The following is an 18,263-nucleotide window of genomic DNA, read 5'->3' as shown; positions in this document are numbered from 1 at the left end:
CAATCTGTAGGAGCCGCTTTGCCGGCGATCGCGTCAGGCAGCCATCGCCCGCAAGCGGACTCCTACAGCGCACATAATGCCAATGCCGAGCGAACCTAGGGTGCGCATACGCACCCTACGACAACTGCCCTCAGAGGTACTTCAACCAGCGAATGTCGCGACGCCGCGCCTTGAGCCGAGCGAACCATTGCGTGGGTGGAAACAGAACCACGGCCAGCACCAGCGTCGCGGCCCAGACCCAACCCATCGAATCGAAGCCGAAGTAATGCCCCTGGTTCGCACCCCAGATAGCGAAGGCAGCGATGTAAAGCAGCTTCAGCACATACAGGTGCAGCAGGTAGAAGAACATCGGCGCACTGCCGAACACAGCCAGGGTACGCACCATGCGTCCATCGTTGCGGCGCTCGAAGACCGCCAGCAGCAACAAACCGATGCCCAGCGTCAGCGCCAGGAACAGCAACGACGGTGGGTACTTGGTGATATTGAGCAGGCTCATCAGCGTCTGCAGGCCGGTCTCTTCGAATGCCCAGGGTTTCTCGCCGTAACCATTGATCAGGCGCAGTGCGACGAACAGCGCCAGCGCGCTGAAGCCAGCCTTGCGCAGCCATTGCAGGCGCTGCTCGGGCGCGCTCGACCAACGGAACCAGGGGCCAATCACATAGCCCAGAGCGATCACCCCGATCCATGGCAGCACCGGGTACGACGTACGGAGGTGCAGCGTGTCGGAAAACTCTAGCCAGCCACGGTCATGCAGGATCGCCCAGGGAATGTGCATCACCGACTCCGGGCCAAAGTGCAGTCCATCGAGCAGGTTATGCCCGGCCACCAGCGCCAGGCCAAGAATGGCCAGCAGCATTCGCGGCAACCATAGCAGCACAGCGAGCGCCAGCATGCTCAGGCCGATGGCCCAGATCACCTGCAGGTAGATCACCGTGGGCGGGAACTGGAAGGTCCAGGCGAAGTTGACCAGAGTGAACTCCAGCACCACGAGGAACAAACCGCGCTTGAACAGAAAGGCGCTGGTCGCCGCCCGGCTCATCTGCTTCTCCCCATAGAGGAACGCGGAAAGCCCGGTAAGCAGGATGAACACCGGTGCACACAGATGCGCCAGGGTGCGGCTGAAGAACAGTGCAGGGTCGGTGGCGGTCACGTCCATCGGGTCGCCGACCTGCTGGTGCAGGTAGAAGGTTTCGCGAACGTGATCGAGCAACATGAAGAGGATGACCAAACCGCGCAAGGCGTCGATCGAGAGCAGACGATTGGAGGACATGAAAGGCTTCGAGTGGGGCATGAATTGGACGTAATACTATAACAATTAACTGGTAGCGATGTGATCTGCAGTGGCGCTCACCACTCGCGCTGCGCTCGGCCCCGGCTGAACGATGAACAGCGAAGGCAGTCGGAAAAGCAGGACATCGTCACGGAACCCTGCCCCATGCTGCCCAACCGCGCCCTTCTCTCCGCTCTGCTCATGACCGTGCTCAGCCCGCTTGCTGAGGCTCAGGAGCCTTTGCGTATCCAGAGCCTGCAACGCTGCGGCGACCTGCTCGCCAGCGAGCGGCAGGAGTGGTGCCTGAAGGTACGTGGCCTGGGCGCGAAACTGCCCAGGCTGCGGCTCGGCGACGACACCCTGCCTGCCTCGGCCGTCAAACGCAGTGGCGACGGCCTGCGCCTGCAGTTGAGCAGCGGCGAACATCGCAGCGCCCCGCTGTGGCTGGAGGACGGCTCGCGCGCCAGCAATCCGGTGTGGCTGTCGCTGCATCGCAGCCATGTGCTCGCAGCCGGCCCGGATGAAGTGGCGAAGAACATGGATGGCCTGACCACCTACGTCGATCTGGTCAGCCTGCTGATCGAGGAAAGCCACGACGGCCTCGACGAGGCCAGACGCCTGGCCAAGAAGTACGATGCCGAGGTGGTAGGCGCCATTGCCCCGCTGAACGTCTACCAGCTACGCCTGCCGGTGAAAAACCTGACCCAGCGCGACGCGCTGGTGCTGCGCATCGGCAACGAAACCAGCGTCGACGCCGTGGTGGTGGAAGAAAGCGCACCGGAGCGCGGCGAGGAAAGCGAAGCCGCGCGTCAGCCGGCGCACAAACCGGAAAAGAACTCCGAGGAATGGGCGGCGAACCGCTTCATGGATGCGGTGAACTATTACCAGCGGCGTATCCCGGCGGGTGATACGCCCATTGAAGCCGAGCCGATCCGCATCGGCGTGATCGAACGCAACGTCGATTTCGACGCGCCCGATTTCACCGATTACCTCGGCGCCTGCCCAGACGGTAAACCACGCACCTGCGTCTATGCACGTGACGCAGGCGAACCGGACAATCACGGCAGCACCGTGGCCGGCATCCTCGCCGCACACTGGGACAAAGGCGGCAACACCGGTTTCCTGCGTGGGCTGGACAAGGCCAGCCAGGGCTTCGAGGTCATCGTCGAGCGCAACTCGGATGCCGGCATCACCGCCAATATCGCCGCGTCGGTGAACCTGGTCGAAGACGGCGTGCGCGTACTCAACTGGAGCTGGGGCATCCACCGCGTCGGCACGCGTAACGTCGAGGGCGATGAAATCGACTCGCTAGTGCGCTCCGGCATCGCCATGAGCGGCTACGAAGAGTTGCTGGAAGAGTTCTTCCTGTGGCTGCGCGAGGAACACCCGGACGTGCTGGTGATCAACTCCGCCGGCAACGGTTCGTCCTACTCCGGCCGCGACGAGTACCGCCTGCCCTCCTCCTTCATCACCGAGCAGTTGCTGGTGGTCGGCGGACATCAGCGCAGCCAGGAAAAAGAGGCCGAGATCGACGACCCGAGCTACGTGGTCAAACGCGACTCGTCGAACGTCGACATGCGCGTCGACATTACTGCGGCGGCCTGCGCCCGTGCTTCCACCCGTGAAGCCGACGCAATCGGCGAAGTGCATTGCGGCACCTCCTACGCCACGCCACTGGTCACCGGAGTGGTTGCCGCCATGCTGTCGATCAATCCGCGCCTGCAGCCGGAACAGGTGCGCATGCTGCTGCGGCGCAGCGCCATGACCATTGGTGGTGATTACGACTTCGAGCCGATGGACGCCGAAGACCTGACCGCGCCGATCCTGCCGTCAGAGCGCAACTACAAGATGCGCGACAAGGACGTTGGTCGCTCGGCGCGACTGGACATGCAGAAGGCGCTGGACTTGGCCGTACAGAGCCGGGATCGGGTGCGCTGAGTGCGGCTCAACGCAGCAAGACGGGAACCTTGCGCTGCAACAGGCTGACCAGCTCCGCCTGCATGTAGGCGTAGTCATCGGGAATATCCAGGCAGATAACCCGCTTGCCCGCCAGGATCTGACGATACTGACGCTTCAGCTTGCTGCGCTGACTCTTCTCCATCACGAAGATCAGCGTCGCCCAGTCGAGTTGCTCTGCCGAGAGGCGAATTTCAGCGTCTGGGGCAAGCCCGGCCGAGTCGGTCTCGACACCCGGCCAATTGGCGAACACCCGCTCTGCGGTGGGGCTACGTAATCGATTGCGACTGCAGATGAACAAGGCGCGGATCACTCGTCGGAGACCCTCTCGTAGAGCTCGACCGGCTCCATCTTGCCGTGGCAGCCGCACTGGCTGTGCCCCAGCCCCACATGACGGAAACCGGCCTTGAACAGCACGCGACCGGACTGCGGGTTGCGCGCCAGATGACTGGCATGCAGTCGGCGCAGACGCAACTGGTGAAAGGCGAAATCCACCAGCGCATTGCACGCCTCGCTGGCGTAGCCACGGCTCCAGTACGGCACGCCGATCCAGTAACCGACCTCGGCCTCGCCTCGGCCAATGTCCTTGAGCGCCATGCTGCCGACCAGCTTGCCGCTGTCCGACTCGGTGACGATGAAGTTGGCCGCCGCGCCGCTCGCCCAATCCTGCACGCAACGTTCGATCCACCGCTGAGCCAGCTCGGGCGGATAGGGATGCGGAATGCTGCTGGTGACGTCGGCGATACGAAAATCGCCGGCCAGACGCTGAATCTCGCCGGCATCCTGCAGCTGCGGCGGACGCAGCGTCAGCCGTTCGGTTTCGATGCGATGCTCATCCATTTGCGTCTCCTGTCAAATCCGCAGGGTGCGCCGTGCACACTGGCGCGACTTCACGCCGGAGAAGGCCCGATGGGATAGAACACCCCGCCGCTCCACACGCCCAACCAGGGTTCTCCGTCGACCTCGCGCTCTACCGCCAGTTCCACCAACTGGTAGAACACGTTGCGGTGAATCAGCGCTTCGAGGTTACGCCGCACCAGAATGTAGGGCGAGGGTTCGAGTGTCGCAGGGTCGATCTCGACCCGGATGGGATGTTCGCCGCCCGCGACGACTTCGTCCTCGACATTGGTGGTAAAACGCAGCAGTTGCGCCTCGCCCTCACCTTCGACCTGCAGGGTCACGGCGACGAAGGGCGCATCTTCGACCTGAATGCCGACCTTCTCCACCGGGGTGATCAGGAAATAGTCGTCACCGTCACGGCGGATGATGGTGGAAAACAGCCGCACCATGGGTTTGCGGCCGATGGGTGTGCCCAGGTAATACCAGGTGCCATCGCGGGCGATACGCATGTCGATATCGCCACAGAAATCGGGGTTCCACAGGTGCACGGGGGGCAGGCCCTTGCCTTCGCCCTTGGGAATCTGCGCCAGCAGATCACCCGCCTTGCCGGGGTCGCTCATGCTCTCTCCTCGTCCATATTGGGCGCCTCTAAAAATGTAGGCGAGACAGCCAGTGCAAGGCAAAAACAGCCGAAAAAGCGCAGTTTACGTGTTGTAAATGAGCATTTTGAGGCTGTTTTTAACGCAGCAATGGCAACGCAGGTAGTTTTTAGAGGCGCCCTATTGCCGCGAACCGAAGAGGATACACCCTGCCACCTGTCGCGGCTAAAGCCCCTCCCACAAGAGCAGCGCGCCGATTACCCCCACTCTCAGGCTTTGTAAGAAAAGTCGTCGAGCGAAGGCCAGGCAATACCGATGGCGGCCCCGCGAAATCGCTCGAAGAAGCGCAGTTTACGTGCTGTAAATTAGCATTCTGAGAGCAATTTCAACGCAGCATCACCGAGCGCAGGTATTTTTCGTACAGAGCCTAGCGCCCGACACCCAGCAGGCTACGCGCATAGTCATGCAGCGGCGGGCCGATCAGGTCCTGCGGCTGGGCATCGTAGAACGTCAGGAATCCGCCACGACTGCGGATTCGCGCCGTGTCCACCAGAAAGCGGGTATTGGTTTCGATCAGCATCAGCTGGATCGATGCGCGGTCGGTACCGAGGCGATCAAGTGCTTCCTGATCCATCCACTCATCCTCGTTGCCGATACGGTCGTCGCTGTAGGCGAAACGGGCGTAAAGCAGATAGTGCGCGCCTGCGGCGCGGGCTTCGGCCATGGCTTCGTCCAGGCCTGCCGGCTCACGCGCACGACGCACCAGCGGGAAGTACTCGACGAACCCCTTGAACGCCTCCTCGGCCACCACGTTGGGTCTCGGGTAGCCGTGACCTGGCGGCACGAAATGGCCCTGGGCGATGTAGATGAAGGAGTCCTGCTGCAGGCGCCGCGAAGCCATGCGCTCGGTGCGACCATGGTCGAGAAAACCGGCGTCGCGCAGCTGGTACTCGGCGCCGCTGGCCAGATCACTGACCTTCATGCACCCAGCCAACCCCAGCAGCGCCACCAGTAGAAGCAGGTTTCGCATCAGTCCATCCTCCTCATGCCGGTGACGGAAAACCGGCGGATATGGCACAGATGCAGGTTCTGCGCCAGGCCTGGTGGCGCCCTGGCTCTTCGCTGGTTGCGTCCATTGGCTTTGACGTTTTTTTGATGCGTTTTTGACGCGGCCTCTACACGCCACTGCCTAGGCTGCGACACCTGCCAAATTCCTTGGCACTGTGCGAGGCGCGCCCATGAACAAACTCCCCCAGATCACCCTGGCCTTCTGGGTCATGAAAATCTGTGCCACTACGCTCGGCGAAACCACCGGCGACCTGCTGTCGATGACCCTGGATGTGGGCTATGCAATGAGCTCGGTGCTGCTGCTGAGCCTGTTCGTCGTCTCCCTGCTCGGCCAACTGCGCGCACGCAGCTATCAACCTGCGCTCTACTGGACGGTGATTCTCACCACCAGCACAGCCGGTACGACGCTGTCGGACTTCATGGATCGATCGCTGGGGCTGGGTTATGCCGCAGGAGCGCTGGTGCTGGTGACGCTGCTGGTCAGCGTACTGACGGCCTGGCGGCTGAGCGAAAAATCGCTCTCGGTGGATCACATCAGCAGCCGTCGCGGTGAGCTGTTCTACTGGGGCGCCATCCTCGTTTCCAACACGCTGGGCACCGCGCTGGGCGACTACCTGGCCGATGACTCGGGCCTGGGCTTCGCTGGCGGCGCTCTGCTGATCGGCAGCCTGTTGGCTGTGGTAGCGGTCGCCTACTACCGGACGAAACTGTCGCGCGTGGCCTTGTTCTGGATCGCCTTCGTGCTCACTCGCCCGTTCGGCGCCACCCTCGGTGACGTGCTGACCAAGAGCACGGAAAATGGCGGGCTGGACCTCGGCACCATCGGCTCATCGGCCGTGCTGGCAGGCATCCTGGCGCTGATGGTGTGCCTGGCGATCTGGGCACAACGGATGACGCCGGTGGCCATCCGTAACGACTGAGTCAGTAGCGGCTCAGCCGCCGATGATCTTCATCACGGTGACGCCGCCGGAGAACGCCAGGTCCTGTTTGTCACCCAGCGCCTTGACCAGCAGGCGCTGGAGCGCCGGCAGGGCCTGGTGACGGGGCTTGTCCAGCAGGTCACCAACGTAGTGGCGGTTGCTCGACGACAGGCAACCATGCAGCCAGCCGGTGGACGACAGGCGCAGGCGCGAGCAGGTACGGCAGAACGGCACGCTCTCGTTGGCGATCACACCGAAATGACCAGCACCGGGAATGGCGTAGCGCATCGCCGTGGCGTCGACCGGAGCGCTGGCCTGAACGTATTGGTGGCGACTGCCGATCAGCTCGAGCAGCTCCGGCAGGCCAACGAACTGCTGGTTGAAGGCGTTAGGGTCGCGCGCCAGGTGGCCCATGCGCATCAGCTCGATGAAGCGCAGTTCGAAACCACGCTCCAGGCAGTACTCCAGCAGCGGCAGCACCTGGTCGAGGTTCTGCCCGCGCAGCGGCACCATATTGACCTTGATCTTCATCCCCGCTTCACGCGCAGCTTCCATGCCGGCCAGTACGGTGGCCAGGTCACCGCCACGGGCGATACCGCGAAAGGCATCGGCGTCGAGCGTGTCGAGGGACACGTTCAGACGGCGAATCCCGCATTCGGCCAGCAGCGGCAGCTTGCGCTCGAGCAGCTGGCCGTTGGTGGTCAGGCTGATGTCGTCGAGGCCGAGTTGGCTAACCTGGCGCAGGAAAGGCTCCAGGCGCGTGCTGACCAGCGGTTCACCACCGGTGATGCGCAGGCGCTCAATGCCGGCGGCTTCGATCAGGTACGCCACACCGCGCGCCATGGCGTCAGCGGAGAGTTCATCCTGGGCGGCGACCAGACGCTTGCCGTTCGGTACACAGTAGGTACAGGCGTAGTTGCAAGCGGCGGTCAGGCTGACGCGAAGGTTGCGAAAGCGTCTGCCCTGGCGGTCAACGATCATGGCGAACTCCGATGGGAATGGCGGGAGTATATCGCCGCAGCCGACCGCGGCACATGGACCATAGGCCGGCTGAATGAGCGGGGTCGCATTTACCGCAGGTCGGGGTCGCCCGGGCGCACCCCGTATGGGTTCAGTCGCGCTTGCGCTTGTTACCCATGCGTACGCCGATATCCATCAGGAACTGGAAGAAACCTTCCTGATCCTCGAGCACGTTGCTCCAGAACGGCGAGTGATACAACGCCACGGCGCCATGCACCAGCGCCCAGGCAGCGCAGTAGTGGAAGTATGGCGGCACGTCTTCCAGCTTGCCCTCGGCGATGCGTCCCTTGATCAGCTGGGTCAAACGCTCGAAGTTGGATGCACGGATCTTGTGCAGCTGCTCGACCATCTCCGGCACCTGGTTGCCCTTGACCACCTTCTCTTCCAGGCGGTCGAACAGGCGATAGCGCTGTGGGTCGCGCATGCGGAATTCGAAGTACGCACGCGACAGCGCTTCCTTGTCACGATCCACGTCAGCCGAATGCAGCAGCTCGTTGAGATCGCGCTCGTAGTCGAGCATCAGGCGCAGGTAGATCTCCGCCTTGGACTTGAAGTGCTTATAGATAGTGCCTTTGCCGATACCGACCGCATCAGCGATCATCTCGACGGTCACGCTGTCTTCTCCTTGGTCGAGGAAGAGTTTCAGCGCGGTATCGAGAATCTCTTGCTCGCGGCGACGGAATTCGCGGACCTTACGGGGTTCTTTCTGCATAAAGGGACTACGGGGTCAAAAATCGAAGCCGCCTATTATGCCCAAATGCCGCCAAATTGCACGGATCATCCGACCATGTACGTGTTTCATGATGAGTTCCCCCAAGAAAACGGACTGCGCTATCTGAACCATGCGGCGGTCGCCCCCTGGCCGAAACGCAGTGCTGATGCGGTGCGGCGGTTCTCGGAAGCGAACATGACCAGCGGCGCGCGTGACTATCCCGACTGGCTGAAACTTGAGCGTAGCCTGCGCGAACGGCTCGTGCGCCTGCTGAACGCACCAAGCACCGGTGACATTGCCCTGGTCAAGAATACGTCCGAGGCACTGTCCTTCGTGGCCTTCGGTCTGGACTGGCGGGCCGGCGACCAGGTGATCATCAGCGACGAGGAATTTCCCTCCAACCGAATCGTCTGGCTGGCGCTGGCCGCCCAGGGTGTCGAGGTAGTCGAGGTCAGTCTCAAGAGCGAGGATCCGGAAGCCGCGCTGCTCGCCGCCTTCACGCCACGCACGCGTTTGCTGTCAGTCAGTGCCGTGCAGTTCGCCAGCGGCCTGCGCCTGGATCTGCCGCGCCTAGGTCGTGGCTGCCGCCAGCATGGCGTGCTGTTTTGCATCGATGCCATCCAGCAACTGGGCGCCCTGCCCTTCGATGTCCAGGCCTACGACTGCGACTTCGCCATGGCCGACGGTCACAAATGGATGCTCGGCCCGGAAGGCCTGGGCGTGTTCTATTGCCGCAGCGCGGTACGCGATCAGCTGAAACTTCACGAGTACGGCTGGCACATGCTGGAGCATGCCGGCGATTACACCCGCCAGGACTGGCAACCGGCGCGCAGTGCCAGGCGCTTCGAATGCGGCAGTCCGAACATGCTTGGCGCCTTCGCCCTGGAGGCGAGCCTGTCGTTGCTTGAAGAAATCGGCATGACCACCGTCGGCGCCTTGCTGGCAGAACGGATACAGCGCTTCGACGACGGGATTCGCCGACTACCCGGCGCAATGATCCATAGCCCGCTCGCCCCTGCGCGCCGCGCCGGCATCCTCAATTTCAGCCTGGCAGGCTGGGCAAATCCGGCGCTGTACCAACGTCTGCGCGAGGAGCAGGTGATCTGCGTGCAGCGTGGTCCAGGTGTGCGCCTGTCGCCGCATTTCTACACCAGCGAGCAGGTAATCGAAGAGACCTTGGGTCTGCTAACCCAGCTGGCAAAAGGGTGAGGACTCAACAGCGTCCGCGGTATTCCAAATCCGTTTAAAAAACTCAGGCTTTGGCCTGGACGCTCGCCGATCATGGCCAATACTGAAATTTACTGGTGTGCGGCATCTCCCCCCAAGTGCCCCGCCAGCCAAGGTACCGTGGACCGCGTACCTTGATTTACTCCTAATGGTCTTAACCCGGATTCATCCCCCAGAATCCGGGTTTTTTTTGCCTGCGCGGGCTCATACGCGCCACACCTAGCGCGGATTCAGGCGACGCTGGCCAGCGGGAACAGACGCTTGAAGTTGTTCGAGGTCTGCTCGGCCAGCGCTTCGTAGCTCACCCCGCGCAGCACGGCCAGATACTCGGCGACCTCACGCACGTACTGCGGCAGGTTGGGCTTGCCACGGTGCGGTACCGGTGCCAGGTAGGGCGAGTCGGTCTCCACCAGCAGACGATCGGCCGGCACCTGGCGCGCCACTTCACGCAGCGCTTCGGCGTTGCGGAAGGTGACGATGCCCGACAGGGAAATGTAGAAGCCGATATCCAGCGCGGCCTTGGCCATTTCCCAGTCTTCGGTGAAGCAATGCAGTACGCCGGCCTGTGGCAACGCCGCTTCGCGCAGCAGCGCCAGGGTGTCGGCACGGGCCTCACGGGTATGCACGATCACCGGCTTGCCAGTGATGCGCGCGGCCTCCAGATGCAGACGGAAGGAGGCCTGCTGCAGTGCCGCAGACTCCGGCTCGTAGTGGTAATCCAGGCCGGTTTCGCCGATGGCGACAACCTTCGGATGCGCCAGCTCACCGAGTAGCCAGTCCAGCGCTGGCGCCGCACCCGGCTCCAGATCCAGCGGATGCACGCCCACCGAGCAATCGACATCGTCATAACGTTCGGCCAGGCCCTTGACCGTTGCGGCATTGTCAGCGCTGACGCCAATGCACAGGAAGTGGCCTACGCCGGCGCCGCGCGCCGCATCCAGGGCAGCATCCAGCGAGCCACCGTGGGCAGCGAGGTCGAGACGATCAAGGTGGCAATGGGAGTCGATCAGCACAGCGGGAAAACTCGGGCAAAGGGAAAGCCCGAATTGTAATCGAAAGCAGCAGGTGCCTGGTCGTGTGGGAGGGGCTTTAGCCGCGACGATACGAGCTCGCGGCCAGAAGACTTACATCGTATGGGTCGGCCGATCAGACTTCAGCGCGCCGGCGAGGTAGGTTTCGATCTTGTTGCGCGCGGTGTTGTCGCCATCGTTGAACTGCACACCGACACCAGCGGCGCGGTTGCCCTGAGCGCCCTTCGGGGTGATCCACACCACCTTGCCAGCAACCGGAATTTTCTCCGGCTCGTCCATCAGGTTGAGCAGCATGAACACTTCGTCACCGAGCTTGTAGCTCTTGTTGGTGGGAATGAAGAGACCGCCATTCTTGATGAAAGGCATGTAGGCCGCGTACAGCACGGACTTATCCTTGATGGTCAGGGACAGAATTCCGTTACGGGGACCCAGATTGGGTGGCAGGCTCATCAGCGCATTCCTGGCGTTTATTGCTTAATGGCTGATTCTAGGGCCTGTTCATACTCATGCGCAAACAACCGGGTGGCAGGCAGCCAGCAGAATGTGACGGCCTGCCGAATCCTGCTACCCGACTCGGCTCAACCGCGATCCTGTCCCGGTAGAGCGGCCCACTGCACCAGCAAGGCCTCCAGCAGCAACACGCGATTGAGGTTGGCTTTACCCATCACCTTCTGCCGCTGCATCAGCAGCCACTCCTGAATGGCCAGCACCTTGGCCTGCGCGCTTTTGTCCGCCAGGTACTGCACCACCTTGCGCATGTCGGCCTGGCCCAGCCCGTCCTCGTCCTTGGTCAGCTGGTAGCGCAGCATCAGCTGCGCCCAGTCACAGAACCAGTCGAACAGCAGATTCAGCGGCAGCGCATTCCAGCTTTCCGCCAACTGGCTCGGCGAAATCTGCTGCTTGAGCAGTTTCTTTACCCCCTCCACTGCCTGCGCGCGCTGCTCGCGTACCCCCTGAGCCTGCAGGCGAACGGCAGCCAGTGGCGACCCCGCCGCTAGAGTCAGCAGGTCGGCGCGCTCATCATCACCCAGCTCGGGCAGCGCCTGGGCCAGCCAGGTCAGGCTCATCGCCTCGCTCGGCAACGGACAGGCCTGCTGCACGCAACGGCTCTTGATGGTCGGCAGCAGACGGCTGGGCTGGTGGCTGATAAGCAGCAGCACGGTATTGCCGGAGGGTTCTTCAAGGCTTTTCAGCAGCGCATTGGCGGCATTGAGGTTCATCGCCTCGGCCGGTTCCAGCAGCACCACCTTGCGTCCGCCAAGCTGCGCGGTCTGCACCACGAACTCGACCAGCTCACGCACCTGATCGACCTTGATCGGCTTGTCCGCTTCTTCGGGCTCGAGCACGAAGTTGTCCGGGTGGGTACCGGCAGCCAGCAGATGACAGGATTTGCAGTTACCGCAGGCATCCAGGCCATTGGGTGCCAGGCACAGCAGGCGCGCCATCAGACGCTCGGCCAGCGCGCGCTTGCCGATACCGGTTGGGCCATGCAGCAGATAGGCATGGGCATGCTGCGTGCGTCCGGCCAGCTGCTGCCAGAGCGATTGCTGCCAGGGATAGACCTCAGCCACGGCAGGCCTCCAGCAGGCTCGGCAGCAAGGCATCGATATCGCCCTGTACCTGGGCCAGGGTCTGCCCGGCATCCAGCACGCGATAGCGCTGTGGCGCCTGCGCGGCGCGCTGCAGGTAGGCCTGACGCACGGCTTCGAAGAAACCACGGCCTTCCTGCTCGAAACGATCCAGACGTCCACGAGCCGCAGCACGAGCCAGACCGATCTCGATCGGCAGATCGAAGATCAGCGTCAGATCAGGGCGCAGCTCACCCTGGACGAACTGTTCCAGCTGGGCGATGCGCTCGATGCTAAGACCACGGCCACCACCCTGGTAGGCGTAGGTGGCATCGGTGAAACGATCACACAGCACCACACAGCCCTTGGCCAATGCAGGGCGAATCACCTGTTGCAGATGCTGGGCGCGGGCAGCGAAAACCAGCAGCAGCTCGGTATCGGCTGTCATCGCTTCGTCACTGGGATCGAGCAGCAGCTCACGGATACGCTCGGCCAGTGGCGTACCGCCGGGCTCACGGGTCAGCAGCACGTCGATGCCGCGCTCGCGCAGGCGCTCGGCCAGGTACTCGCGGTTGGTGCTCTTGCCGGCGCCTTCCGGGCCTTCCAGAGTAATAAACAGACCGGTCACGGATTGCCCTTATTCAGTTTCGGCCGCCGCGCGCGGCGCGGGGCTGGAGCGATAGTCGGCGCGACGCTTGAGCTGATACTCGCGCACCGCGCGATTGTGCTCGGCCAGGGTGTTGGAGAACACGTGGCTACCGTCGCCTCGCGCGACGAAATACAGAGAGCGGCCATCGAGCGGGTTGAGCGCAGCGTTGATCGCCTCGCGGCCGACCATGGCGATGGGCGTCGGCGGCATGCCGTCGATGGTGTAGGTGTTATAGGGCGTCGGCGTACGCAGGTCGGCGCGGGTGATGCGGCCGTTATAGCGCTCGCCCATACCGTAGATCACCGTTGGGTCGGTCTGCAGGCGCATGCCCATGCGCAGACGGCGGACGAACACACCGGCGATTTCGCCACGCTCCTCGGGCACGCCGGTTTCCTTCTCGATCATCGAGGCCATGATCAGCGCATCGTAGGGCTCGCGATACGGCAAGCCCTCGGCACGCTGCTGCCACTCTTCGTCCAGTACGCTTTCCAGGCGCGCGCTGGCCTTCCTGAGCAGGTCCTCGTCGCTCATGCCACGCACGTAGCGGTAGGTATCGGGAAAGAAACGCCCCTCCGGATTCTGCCCGGCCATGCCCAGGCGCTCCATCAACTGGGCATCGGTGAGATCGGCCAGACGCTGCTCCAGACGCTCCTGGCGTCCCAGGGCCGCACGCACCTGCCGGAAATTCCAGCCCTCGACCAGCGTCAGGCTGTACTGCACCACCTCGCCACGTTGCCACAGGCCAAGCATGTCTCGCGCAGTCTGCTGTGGAAGCAGGCGATATTCGCCGCTGTGCATGGCCGGACCACGCAGATTGAAACGCCAGTAAAGACGCAACCAGAAGGCGTTGTCGATCACGCCCTGCGCTTCGAGGCGATTGAGCAACCCGCTCGGGGTCGCGCCAGAGGGCACTTCCAGAAGCATTTCTTCATTCAGATGCAGGGGCTGTTCGAGCGCCCTCTGCTGTTGCCAGGCGGCAACGACTACCAGCAGCGCAGCCAGTAGCACGCCGCACTCGAGCAGCACCAAGATCTTGCGTAGCACCAGTTATTTACTCAGTAGGTCGCAGACGATGGCCTGCAGTTTACGGGTGAGCGGCCCGACCGACCAGTGTCGCTCTTGCAGCGCCCGTACAGGCCAGATGCCGTAAAGGCTGTTGCAGAGAAAGACTTCATCGGCATCCAGCAGTTCGTCGAGGGAAATATCGCGTAACTCGATGGATAACCCGAGCACCCGCGCCTGCTGCAGGATCTCGGCTCGCATCACCCCGGCCACGCCGCAGCGCGACAGATCGGCCGTCACCAGCCCAGCGTCGACGACGAGAAACAGATTGCTGTAAACGCCCTCGATGACCCGCCCACTGCTGTCCCGCATCAGGCCCTCGGCGCAGTCGGCGTCCTGCCACTCGGCGCGCGCCAACACCTGCTCCAGTCGATTGATATGCTTGAGCCCGGCCAGCGCCGGCTGCTCGGCCAAACGAGTGGCACAGGGAAATAGACGCACGCCCTGTTCGGCATGGGCAACGGGGTACTGCGGCGCCGCTGCGGCCTGCAGGATGCGCAGTGGCTGACAGGGTTGTGGTGGCGCATAGCCGCGCTGCCCCTCGCCGCGGGTGACGATGAGTTTGGCCACACCCTCACCCACCTGCTGGGCGAACGCCTGCAGCTCACGCTCCATGAGGAGCAGATCGAGGGGGATGGACAACCGCCGACAACCATCGGCCAGGCGCGTCATATGCCGCGCCAGTAGCGGGATGCGCCCGCCACGCACAGCGATGGTCTCGAACAGACCATCGCCGTAAGCCAGGCCACGGTCACGAACCGACAACTGCTCGCCGGGCGCGCCGTTGACCCAGCTCAGCATCAGCCGTGGTACCGACGGAACAGCAGCGAGCCGTTGGTGCCACCAAAACCGAAGGAGTTCGACAGGGCGATTTCGATCGGCATGGCTTTGGCCTGGTGCGCCACGAAGTCCAGGTCGCAGCCTTCGTCCGGCTCGTCCAGGTTGATGGTCGGCGGTGCGACCTGATCACGCAGCGCCAGCACGCAGAAGATCGCTTCCACCGCGCCCGCAGCACCGAGCAGGTGACCGGTCATGGACTTGGTCGAGCTGACCGACAGCTTGTGGGCGTGATCACCGAACACGCTTTTCACCGCTGCGACTTCAGCTTTGTCACCGGCAGAGGTCGAGGTGCCGTGCGCGTTGATGTACTGCACCTGATCGGCATTGATGCCTGCATCACGCAGGGCCGCCGACATGCAGCGCGCTGCCCCCGCACCATCTTCGGGTGGCGAAGTCATGTGGAAGGCATCGCCACTCATGCCAAAGCCGATCAGCTCGGCGTAGATGGTGGCGCCACGCGCCTTGGCGTGCTCCAGCTCTTCCAGCACCAGGGCACCGGAGCCGTCGGACAGCACGAAGCCGTCGCGGCCTTTGTCCCACGGACGGCTGGCCTTGGTCGGCTCGTCGTTGCGCGTCGACAGCGCGCGCGCGGCACCGAAGCCGCCCATACCCAGGCCGCAGGCTGCCATCTCGGCGCCGCCTGCAACCATCACATCGGCTTCGCCGTAGGCAATGTTGCGCGCGGCCATGCCAATGCAATGCGTGCCGGTGGTGCACGCCGTGGCGATGGCATAGTTCGGCCCCTGCAGACCCAGGTGGATCGACAGGAAGCCGGAAATCATGTTGATGATCGAGCCAGGCACGAAGAACGGCGAAATACGTCGCGGCCCCTGCTCATGCAACGATTTGCAGTTGTTCTCGATATTGGTCAGGCCGCCGATGCCGGAGCCCATGACCACACCGATCCGCTCACGATTGGCGTCGGTGATTTCCAGCCCGGAATCACGCACAGCCTGGAAGCTGGCAGCAAGACCATACTGGATGAACAGGTCGAGCTTGCGCGCCTCTTTGGCGGACAGATATTCCTCGACGTTGAAGCCCTTGAGCGATCCGCCAAAACGGGTGGAGTAGGCGGACAGGTCCATATGCTCGATCAGACCGATGCCACTGCGCCCGGCCAAAATGCCCTGCCAGCTGCTCGGCACATCGTTACCCAGCGGCGACAACATGCCCATACCGGTAACCACGACGCGTCTACGCGACACAGCAATCTCCTCTTGTTCTACTCAGGCGCGACATGCGCCCTGCACGTAAAGAAAAGCCGCACGCCTGATTAGGGCAGTGCGGCTTTTCTCAGTCAGAAAGCTGACGGTGACTTATTGCGCGTGGGCAGTCACGTAGTCGATCGCTTCCTGAACGGTGGTGATCTTCTCAGCTTGCTCGTCCGGGATCTCGGTCTCGAATTCTTCCTCGAGAGCCATCACCAGCTCAACGGTGTCAAGAGAGTCGGCACCCAGGTCTTCAACGAAGGAAGCGCTGTTGGTGACTTCCTCTTCCTTGACGCCAAGTTGCTCAGCAACGATTTTCTTGACGCGTTCTTCGATGGTGCTCATACCTTGTTTTCACTCCTATTGGACAAATCCAGGCAGCTGGTAGCGGCCAAGTGTATAGAAAGGGTTTTTAGCATTTCAAGCTGAATGCCGGGGAGCCCCCAGGAACACTTCAACGATCTGTCTATAAACCTGTTGCAGCTTTATAACGGATTTTAGACAGCCACTATGACAGTTTTCTGATGGCTCGCGTCACATTCGAGTGCCTCCGAACATTCAGAGGCGCCCTTTTTAGCTCATGTACATACCGCCGTTCACCGGGATAGTAGCCCCAGTGACGTAACCAGCGCCATCGGAAGCCAGGAAACCGACCACCTTGGCGATCTCTTCAGCCTGACCCAGACGACCCAGCGGAATCTGCGTCAGCAACGCATCGCGCTGGCCTTCCGGCAGCTCACGGGTCATATCGGTGTCGATGAAACCAGGCGCCACCGAGTTGACCGTGATACCGCGCGAACCCACTTCACGCGCCAGAGCGCGACTGAAGCCTTCCAGGCCGGCCTTGGCAGCAGCGTAGTTGACCTGACCAGCATTACCCATGGCCCCAACGACGGAGCCGATGTTGATGATGCGCCCGAAACGCGCTTTGGTCATGCCACGCAGCACAGCCTTGGACAGACGGTAGAGGCTGTTCAGGTTGGTATTGATGACATCATGCCACTCGTCATCCTTCATGCGCAGCATCAGATTATCGCGGGTGATACCGGCGTTATTGACCAGGATCAGCGGCTGACCAAGATGTTGCTGAATGTGTTCGAGGGTGGTAGCAACCGATTCGTCGTTGCTCACGTCGAGCACCAGACCGGCGCCTTCGACGCCATTGGCCTTGAGGGTTTCGGCAATGCGCTCGGCACCCGAGGCACTGGTAGCGGTGCCAATCACGATAGCGCCCTGACGACCCAGTTCCAGGGCAATTGCCTGACCGATACCACGGCTGGCGCCAGTAACCAGCGCGACCTTACCTTGCAGACTCATGTTCGTTCTCCTTTCTCAAGCCAACGCAGCGCGAGCAGCGGCGAAAGCATCGGGGGTATCCAGGTTGTAAGTGTTGATGCCTTTGACGCAGCGCTTGTTCAGACCGCTCAGCACCTTGCCCGGGCCGCACTCGACCAGCTCGGTCACGCCTTGCTCGGACAGACGCACCATGGACTCGACCCAGCGCACCGGGCTGTACAGCTGCGCCAGCAGGTCGGCTTTCAGCGTAGCCAGATCAGATACCACGGCCGCGCTGACGTTCTGCACCAGCGGAATCTGCGGTGCCTGCCAGCTCAGCGCTTCCACCGACTCGGCAAAACGCTCGGCAGCCGGCTTCATCAGCGCGCAATGCGACGGCACGCTGACCGGCAGCGCCATGGCACGCTTGGCGCCACGGGCCTTGCACACCTCGATGGCGCGCTCGACAGCAGCGGCGCTACCGGCGATCACTACCTGACCAGGTGCGTTGAAGTTCACCGCACTGACCACATCGCCCTGCGCCGCTTCGGCGCAGGCGGCCAGCACGTCGGCGTCTTCCAGGCCGAGAATGGCGGCCATGCCGCCCTGCCCGGCCGGAACGGCCTGCTGCATCAATTGACCGCGACGCTCAACCAGCTTGACGGCATCGGCGAAAGCGATGCTGCCAGCGGCGACCAGCGCGGAGTATTCACCCAGGCTGTGACCTGCGACGAACGCCGGCTTGGCACCAGCCTCGGCCTGCCACAGACGCCACAGGGCGATGGAGGCAGTGAGAATGGCCGGCTGGGTCTTGTCGGTCTGGTTCAGTTGCTCTTCCGGGCCCTGCTGGGTCAGCGCCCAGAGGTCGTAGCCGAGCGCTTCGGAAGCTTCGCCAAACGTATCGAGCACCAGCTTCTGCTGGGCGCCGTGATCGGCGAGCATGGCCAGGGCTTGCGAACCCTGACCGGGGAAGACGAATGCGAGGGATGCAGACATGAATAAGTCCCTTGAGTCGAAA

20 protein-coding genes are annotated in these 18,263 nt (G+C 62.7%); 3 read left to right on the top strand and 17 right to left on the bottom strand.

Annotated elements, in window-relative coordinates:
• Positions 1-130: 130 nt before the first annotated feature.
• Positions 131-1,270 (bottom strand): acetyltransferase domain-containing protein, encoded by a 1,140-nt coding sequence (locus tag PCLY_RS14545; protein WP_082768083.1) that lies wholly within the window; start codon positions 1,268-1,270, stop codon positions 131-133.
• A gap of 165 nt (positions 1,271-1,435) precedes the next feature.
• On the opposite strand from PCLY_RS14545, the gene PCLY_RS14540 reads away from it, so the two are divergent.
• Complete coding sequence (locus tag PCLY_RS14540) at positions 1,436-3,208, top strand: S8/S53 family peptidase (protein WP_061240362.1); 1,773 nt, start codon at positions 1,436-1,438, stop codon at positions 3,206-3,208.
• 7 nt (positions 3,209-3,215) lie between these two features.
• On the opposite strand, the gene PCLY_RS14535 is transcribed toward PCLY_RS14540, so the two are convergent.
• The 4 genes from PCLY_RS14535 to PCLY_RS14520 all read right to left on the bottom strand — a co-directional run bounded on the left by PCLY_RS14535 (position 3,216) and on the right by PCLY_RS14520 (position 5,695).
• Positions 3,216-3,539, bottom strand: coding sequence for a low molecular weight protein tyrosine phosphatase family protein (locus PCLY_RS14535; protein ID WP_061240361.1), 324 nt, complete (start codon positions 3,537-3,539; stop codon positions 3,216-3,218).
• The gene (locus PCLY_RS14530) at positions 3,536-4,066 is read right to left on the bottom strand and encodes a GNAT family N-acetyltransferase (protein ID WP_061240360.1); all 531 of its coding nucleotides are present in this window, start codon (positions 4,064-4,066) and stop codon (positions 3,536-3,538) included. The genes PCLY_RS14535 and PCLY_RS14530 overlap by 4 nt, the downstream gene beginning before the upstream one ends.
• A gap of 50 nt (positions 4,067-4,116) precedes the next feature.
• Positions 4,117-4,686, bottom strand: a complete 570-nt coding sequence (locus PCLY_RS14525; RefSeq protein WP_061240359.1) for a DUF1285 domain-containing protein — start codon at positions 4,684-4,686, stop codon at positions 4,117-4,119.
• A gap of 406 nt (positions 4,687-5,092) precedes the next feature.
• A complete protein-coding gene (locus tag PCLY_RS14520) occupies positions 5,093-5,695 on the bottom strand; it encodes a DUF4823 domain-containing protein (protein WP_061240358.1) in 603 nt (200 codons plus the stop codon).
• A 208-nt stretch (positions 5,696-5,903) separates the two neighbouring features.
• On the opposite strand from PCLY_RS14520, the gene PCLY_RS14515 reads away from it, so the two are divergent.
• Entirely contained in the window at positions 5,904-6,653 is a 750-nt protein-coding gene (locus tag PCLY_RS14515; protein WP_061240357.1) for a COG4705 family protein, read from the top strand.
• Positions 6,654-6,665: 12 nt separating this feature from the next.
• Here the strand turns inward: PCLY_RS14515 and PCLY_RS14510 are convergent, their stop codons facing one another.
• Positions 6,666-7,634 carry a GTP 3',8-cyclase MoaA gene (locus tag PCLY_RS14510; protein ID WP_061240356.1) on the bottom strand — a complete coding sequence of 323 codons (969 nt, stop codon included), beginning with the start codon at positions 7,632-7,634 and terminating at the stop codon, positions 6,666-6,668.
• A gap of 130 nt (positions 7,635-7,764) precedes the next feature.
• Positions 7,765-8,385: a TetR/AcrR family transcriptional regulator gene (locus PCLY_RS14505; RefSeq protein WP_061240355.1), complete on the bottom strand. Its 621-nt coding sequence runs from the start codon at positions 8,383-8,385 to the stop codon at positions 7,765-7,767.
• Between the two features lie 75 nt (positions 8,386-8,460).
• Here PCLY_RS14505 and PCLY_RS14500 point away from each other — a divergent pair, with 75 nt between their 5' ends.
• Positions 8,461-9,594, top strand: coding sequence for an aminotransferase class V-fold PLP-dependent enzyme (locus PCLY_RS14500; protein ID WP_061240354.1), 1,134 nt, complete (start codon positions 8,461-8,463; stop codon positions 9,592-9,594).
• A gap of 248 nt (positions 9,595-9,842) precedes the next feature.
• Here the strand turns inward: PCLY_RS14500 and PCLY_RS14495 are convergent, their stop codons facing one another.
• The 10 genes from PCLY_RS14495 to fabD form a co-directional block, all read right to left on the bottom strand.
• The gene (locus tag PCLY_RS14495) at positions 9,843-10,625 is read right to left on the bottom strand and encodes a TatD family hydrolase (RefSeq protein ID WP_061240353.1); all 783 of its coding nucleotides are present in this window, start codon (positions 10,623-10,625) and stop codon (positions 9,843-9,845) included.
• Between the two features lie 111 nt (positions 10,626-10,736).
• Positions 10,737-11,093: a PilZ domain-containing protein gene (locus PCLY_RS14490; RefSeq protein WP_003245164.1), complete on the bottom strand. Its 357-nt coding sequence runs from the start codon at positions 11,091-11,093 to the stop codon at positions 10,737-10,739.
• A 128-nt stretch (positions 11,094-11,221) separates the two neighbouring features.
• Positions 11,222-12,214 (bottom strand): DNA polymerase III subunit delta', encoded by a 993-nt coding sequence (locus PCLY_RS14485; RefSeq protein ID WP_061240352.1) that lies wholly within the window; start codon positions 12,212-12,214, stop codon positions 11,222-11,224.
• On the bottom strand, positions 12,207-12,839 hold the full coding sequence (tmk, locus tag PCLY_RS14480; RefSeq protein ID WP_061240351.1) for a dTMP kinase: 633 nt from the start codon (positions 12,837-12,839) through the stop codon (positions 12,207-12,209). Before tmk ends, PCLY_RS14485 begins: the two co-directional genes overlap by 8 nt.
• 9 nt (positions 12,840-12,848) lie before the next feature.
• Positions 12,849-13,904: an endolytic transglycosylase MltG gene (mltG, locus tag PCLY_RS14475; protein WP_061240350.1), complete on the bottom strand. Its 1,056-nt coding sequence runs from the start codon at positions 13,902-13,904 to the stop codon at positions 12,849-12,851.
• 3 nt (positions 13,905-13,907) lie between these two features.
• A complete protein-coding gene (gene pabC / locus PCLY_RS14470) occupies positions 13,908-14,723 on the bottom strand; it encodes an aminodeoxychorismate lyase (RefSeq protein ID WP_061240349.1) in 816 nt (271 codons plus the stop codon).
• A complete protein-coding gene (fabF, locus tag PCLY_RS14465; protein WP_061240348.1) occupies positions 14,723-15,967 on the bottom strand; it encodes a beta-ketoacyl-ACP synthase II in 1,245 nt (414 codons plus the stop codon). Before fabF ends, pabC begins: the two co-directional genes overlap by 1 nt.
• Before the next feature lie 111 nt (positions 15,968-16,078).
• Positions 16,079-16,315 carry an acyl carrier protein gene (gene acpP / locus PCLY_RS14460; protein ID WP_003245177.1) on the bottom strand — a complete coding sequence of 79 codons (237 nt, stop codon included), beginning with the start codon at positions 16,313-16,315 and terminating at the stop codon, positions 16,079-16,081.
• A gap of 228 nt (positions 16,316-16,543) precedes the next feature.
• Complete coding sequence (gene fabG / locus PCLY_RS14455) at positions 16,544-17,287, bottom strand: 3-oxoacyl-ACP reductase FabG (protein WP_003245179.1); 744 nt, start codon at positions 17,285-17,287, stop codon at positions 16,544-16,546.
• Between the two features lie 15 nt (positions 17,288-17,302).
• Entirely contained in the window at positions 17,303-18,241 is a 939-nt protein-coding gene (fabD, locus tag PCLY_RS14450) for an ACP S-malonyltransferase (protein ID WP_061240347.1), read from the bottom strand.
• Positions 18,242-18,263 lie beyond the last annotated feature (22 nt).

Source organism: Ectopseudomonas composti (assembly GCF_001567565.1).
Classification (GTDB): Bacteria; Pseudomonadota; Gammaproteobacteria; order Pseudomonadales; family Pseudomonadaceae; genus Aquipseudomonas; species Aquipseudomonas composti_A.
This window is presented reverse-complemented; position numbering and strand designations above follow the sequence as displayed.